The following is a 4,822-nucleotide window of genomic DNA, read 5'->3' on the forward strand; positions in this document are numbered from 1 at the left end:
GAGCAGCGCCGCGGCGGTGACACCCGCCCCGGCGCCCGGCCCCTGGATCACCAGCGGGCGCTCGTCGTAGCGGCAGCTCCAGATCGCCACGCGGTTGTCGCAGGCACCGCCCTGCGCCAGGGGATGCGACGGTGGCAGGGCCTCGAGGCCGATGCGCGCGCTTTTTCCTTCGAGCCGCGCGACGTAGCGCAGCACTTCCCCTTTTGCCGCCGCCTCGCGGGCGCGCTTTGAAAGCGCCTCGTCCAGCGAGGCCAGCGCGGCATCGGTGGCCGCGGCATTGCCCGCCCGGCGCAGCGCCGGCGTGAGCAGCGATTGAACCTGCACGTCGCCGCCGTCGAGCGCATGGCCCGCCGCCCGCGCCAGGATCAGCAGCTTGCGCCGAACGTCTTCGCCGGAAAGATCCACGCGCGGGTCGGGTTCGGCGTAACCGCGGGCGACCGCCTCGCGCACGCGATCGGAAAACGGCGCGCTGCCGTCGTAACCATCGAACAGCCAGGCCAGCGTGCCTGACAGCACCCCGGCCAGCGCGCGCACCTGGTCGCCGCCGGCGCGCAGCTCGCGCACGCTGCGCAGCAGCGGCAGGCCGGCGCCGACGGTGGCGGCGTCGCCGTACCAGCCGCCCTTTTCCGAATGACGCAGAACCTGCCGATGCCGCAGCAGCGGCCCGCCGGTACCCAGCTTGTTCGCCGTCACCACGCGCAGGCCACGGCGCAGCCAGCGTGGATGCCAGGCCGCCAGGTATTCGCTGGCGGTCGCGTCCACCACCACGTCGCCGGGGCCGAACCAGGCCGGCAACTCGCCGCTGCCATCGTGGGCTTGCACGGTATCGGGCGCCGCGTCCGCGTGTGCCTGGGCAAGCGCGATGGCGGCGAGCGCGTCACCGGCCCGCAGACCGCTGGGATCGGCGCAGCGCCAGCCTGAGGTCGCCAGCAGGCACAGCGACAGTGTCGCCGGGTCAAGCCCCGCCAGCCGCGGCAGCAGCGCGCGGCCGACGGTGCCGGCACCCAAAACCGCCAGGCGGCGCACGGGCTGCTGTGGGAGGGACTTCAGTCCCGATGCTTTTCGGGACTGAAGTCCCTCCGCCGCGGGGCTCACGAGACACCTCCGGCTGCCGTCAGTTTTTCACTGGCCCGGTCCGCCGCATCCAGCGCCTGCAGCAGGTCGGCCTCAAGATCATCCAGCGCCTCGATGCCGACCGACAGCCGCAGCAGGCCGTCGCCGATACCCGCCGCGCGACGGGCATCGGCCGACATCGCCGCGTGCGTCATCGTCGCCGGATGCGCGACCAGGCTTTCAACACCACCCAGGGATTCGGCCAGGGTGACGTGGCGAAGCGGTTCCAGGAAAGCGCGCACGGCCGGTACGCCGCCGTGCAGTTCGAAGGAAAGCATCGCGCCGAAACCACGCTGCTGGCGCGCCGCCAGGCGGTGTCCCGGATGACACGCGAGCCCGGGATAGTGCGTGGCGCGCACCGCCGGGTGCCGCGCGAAACGTTCGGCCAGGGCGCCGGCGTTTTCCTGGTGCACGCGCAGGCGGGCGTCGAGCGTGCGCAGGCCGCGCAGGGTCAGGAAACTGTCGAAGGGCGAGCCGGTGACGCCCAGCGCGTTCGCCCACCAGGCCAGGGTTTCGACCAGCGCCGGTTCGCGCGCGACCACGGCGCCGCCGACGACGTCGCTGTGGCCGTTGATGTACTTGGTGGTGGAATGCAGCACCAGGTCGGCGCCGAAGTCGAAGGGCCGCTGCAGGGCCGGCGACAGGAAGGTGTTGTCCACCAGCAGCAGGGCACCGTTGGCATGCGCAGCCAACGCCGCCGCGCGCAGGTCGGTGATGCGCAGCAGCGGGTTCGACGGCGTTTCCACCCAGACCAGGCGCGCCGGTCGCGCCAGCGCCGCCGCCAGCGCCAGCGGATCACCCAGGTCCACCAGCTCCAGTTCGAAGCGGCCCTTGCGCGCCAGCGCGTCGAACAGGCGCCAGCTGCCGCCGTAGCAGTCGCGGGTGACCACCAGGCGGTCGCCCGGCTGCAGCAGCGCTTCGGCCACCAGGGCCACCGCCGCCATGCCGGTGGCGGTGACCACGGCACCGGCGCCGCCTTCGAGTTCGGCCAGCGCGCCGGCCAGCAGGTCGCGGGTGGGGTTGCCGCTGCGGGTGTAGTCGTAGCGGCGCTTGGCGTCGAAACCTTCGAAGCTGAAGTTGCTCGACAGCACCAGCGGCGGGGTGACGGCGCCGAAGGCCGTGTCGGCATCGATGCCGGCGCGCACGGCGGCGGTGGCGGGGCAACAGGCGCTCATGCCGCCACCTCCAGGCTTTCGCGCAGGACCCGGGCAACGGCGGCGTCCTCCTTCAGGAAGGCGTCGTGGCCGTAAGGCGAACGCAGCACGCGCAGGCGTGCCGGTCCGCCCAGGGATTCCACCAGGGCCTGCAGGTCGGACAGCGGCACCAGCCGGTCTTCGGCGATGGCCACGACGGTGGTGGGCACGGTGATGCCGCCGGGGTCGAGCTGCTGCAGGTCTATGGATTCGGAAAGGCGCAGGAAGGCGGTGCTGCACCAGCGCGCTGCATACCGCTGGCCGCAGTGGGCCAGGTAGTCCTCGGCGGCGACGCGGGCGCGTTCGCCGTCGAGAACGGCGGGCGTATCGAAGCGGGCGGCGAATTCTTCCGGCGTGCGGTAGCTCAGCATGGCCCACTGCCGCGCCAGCGATAGCGCGCGCGACACCTGCCCTTCTTCCCGGCCCAGGGCCACCACTTGCCGCTGCAGCGTGCGCCAGGCGCTGGCGTAGGGGTGCGGGCGATGGGCGCCGGAAATCGCCACCAGGCGGTCGAGCCGGTGGCCGTGGCGGGCGGCGAACTGCAGCCCGACCATGGCCCCGTAGCTGGCGCCGACGAAGGCAGAAAGGCGCGGCACCTCGAAGCGGTCGAGCACCGCGGCCAGCGCGTCGGCCTGGTCGGCGGGATCGATGGGCTGGTCGAGGCTGCCGTCGGCGCCGATCCAGTCAATGGCCAGCACGCGCCGGCGGTCGGTATCGATGGCCCGGCCCGGGCCGACCTGGGCCGGCCACCAGCCTTCGCCGCGTTCGTCGCTAGCCACTTTGGCGCCCGCGGAAATGCCGCCCGCCACCACCACCCAAGGCGCATCCGCCGGCCCCCGCCATTGGCCGCGCACGCGCAGCCGGCGCTGGCCGGCGTGGCGCATCGGCAGGTCGAGTTCCAGCAGGAAACGCCGCGCCGAGGGCGTGGCAAACGCAAGGGCCGCGGCCAGTGGCGCGGTTTCGACGTGGACGTGAGGGGAACTGAGGGACATGGCGGGCTCCTTGGGGCAAACCCAGGGAGTCCGGCGGTGAAAGAAGTCGGGCAGCCCCCAACGGCGGGGGAAACACGACCCATCTTTCGGCGAGCACCGGACCATCCGGACGCCCCCGCAGGAATTGGCACCTTCATGCGCGATTGCTCGTGCATGGGTTGCCCCGGCGTCATTGGGCCTACCCCTCAGCCGGTCTCGATGGGATTGCGAGGCCGACTTTGCCCGGCCTTGCCGGGCTTGTCAATCGCTTCATGCCGATGAAGCGATGGCTTTGATTGAAGCCCCTCCCACGGGCGTCCCTGCCGCCTATACTTCCGCCCCATGCGCCCACTCCTTGCCCCCCTCGCCTTCGCCCTGCTCCTGGCCGGCTGTGCCAGCGTGCCCGCCCCGATCCAGCCGGATCCTTCGTCCAAGCCGATGCCCGACGTCTTCGGCGCCGATTCGGTGCCGGTGCCCGAGGCCTTCCTCAGCACGGACATGCCCGAGCACGAGATCGACTCGGTGGCCAGCTGGACCACGCCCGAAGGCCACACCTGGCTGATCGCCACCGGCAAGGAAAGCCACCAGCTGGTGGTCTTCGACGGTGACGACGGCGAGTACCGGCTGGCTTTCGGTGCGCGCGGAGAGGGCCCGGGACAGTTCAACCGGCCCAACGGCATCGCGGTGTTCGCCGACCTGGTGTTCGTGGTCGAACGCGACAACCACCGCGTGCAGGTGCTGCGCCTGCCCGACTTCGAACCGGTGGCGATGATCGGCCAGGACGTGCTGCGCAGCCCCTACGGCCTGTGGTTGAACGAAACCGCGCCGGGCGAGCTGCAGCTGCTGGTGACCGACAGCTTCATGGCCGATTACCGCACCGAAACCCTGCCGCCGATGCACGAGCTGGACCAGCGCGTGAAACGCTTCCGCCTGCGCCTGCCGCCGATGGGCGGCCTGGAAACCCAGTACCAGGGCCACTTCGGCGACACCACCGAGGCCGGCGCCCTGCGCATGGTCGAGTCGATCGCCGGCGACGCAATGCACGACCGCCTGCTTATCGCCGAAGAAGACCTGCGCGTGGGCACCACGCTGCGCGTCTACGACCTGGCCGGCAACTACGCCGGCACCAACCTGCCGCGCGAACGCTTCCGCGCCCAGGCCGAAGGCGTGGCGCTGTGGGCCTGTCCGGACGGCAGCGGCTACTGGATCACCACCGACCAGGCCCGCGACCTGACCGTCTTCCACGTCTTCGACCGCCGCGAACTGGGCTACCTGGGCAGCTTCACGGGCGAAAAGACCGCCATGACCGACGGTATCTGGCTGCACGCCCCGGCGACCCGGCGTTTCCCCTACGGCGCCCTGTTCGCCGCCCACGACGACGCCGGCGTGGCCGCCTTCGACTGGCAGGACATCGCCCGGGTGCTGTCCATCCGCCGCAGCTGCGAATAGCTATAATGTCGGGCTTATGTCCGACCACCTCACCGAAACCCGCCGCCGCCGCACGTTTGCGATCATTTCGCATCCCGACGCCGGCAAGACCACGCT

Annotated in this window: 4 protein-coding genes and 1 riboswitch; of the genes, 1 reads left to right on the top strand and 3 read right to left on the bottom strand. The window is 71.5% G+C overall.

What is annotated here, in order from left to right:
* From AACZ35_RS12485 to AACZ35_RS12495, 3 genes are all read right to left on the bottom strand, one after another.
* The coding region (locus AACZ35_RS12485) for a homoserine dehydrogenase (protein ID WP_339829805.1) at positions 1 to 1,026 on the bottom strand (1,026 nt) is incomplete at its 3' end.
* 65 nt (positions 1,027 to 1,091) lie between these two features.
* The gene (gene metB, locus AACZ35_RS12490; RefSeq protein ID WP_339829807.1) at positions 1,092 to 2,288 is read right to left on the bottom strand and encodes a cystathionine gamma-synthase; all 1,197 of its coding nucleotides are present in this window, start codon (positions 2,286 to 2,288) and stop codon (positions 1,092 to 1,094) included.
* A complete protein-coding gene (locus AACZ35_RS12495; RefSeq protein ID WP_339829809.1) occupies positions 2,285 to 3,298 on the bottom strand; it encodes a homoserine O-succinyltransferase in 1,014 nt (337 codons plus the stop codon). The genes metB and AACZ35_RS12495 overlap by 4 nt, the downstream gene beginning before the upstream one ends.
* A gap of 76 nt (positions 3,299 to 3,374) precedes the next feature.
* Positions 3,375 to 3,503: riboswitch (SAM riboswitch) on the bottom strand.
* Between the two features lie 116 nt (positions 3,504 to 3,619).
* Here AACZ35_RS12495 and AACZ35_RS12500 point away from each other — a divergent pair.
* Entirely contained in the window at positions 3,620 to 4,726 is a 1,107-nt protein-coding gene (locus tag AACZ35_RS12500) for a phytase (protein WP_339829811.1), read from the top strand.
* Positions 4,727 to 4,822: the final 96 nt, after the last annotated feature.

The sequence above is a fragment of the uncultured Arenimonas sp. genome (assembly GCF_963976025.1).
Taxonomy (GTDB): domain Bacteria; phylum Pseudomonadota; class Gammaproteobacteria; order Xanthomonadales; family Xanthomonadaceae; genus Arenimonas.

Excerpts from the sequence above, each read along its gene's own strand:
- metB (WP_339829807.1), bottom strand. The coding sequence starts at position 2,288 with ATGAGCGCCTGTTGCCCCGCCACCGCCGCCGTGCGCGCCGGCATCGAT.
- AACZ35_RS12495 (WP_339829809.1), bottom strand. The coding sequence starts at position 3,298 with ATGTCCCTCAGTTCCCCTCACGTCCACGTCGAAACCGCGCCACTGGCC.
- AACZ35_RS12500 (WP_339829811.1), top strand. The coding sequence starts at position 3,620 with ATGCGCCCACTCCTTGCCCCCCTCGCCTTCGCCCTGCTCCTGGCCGGC.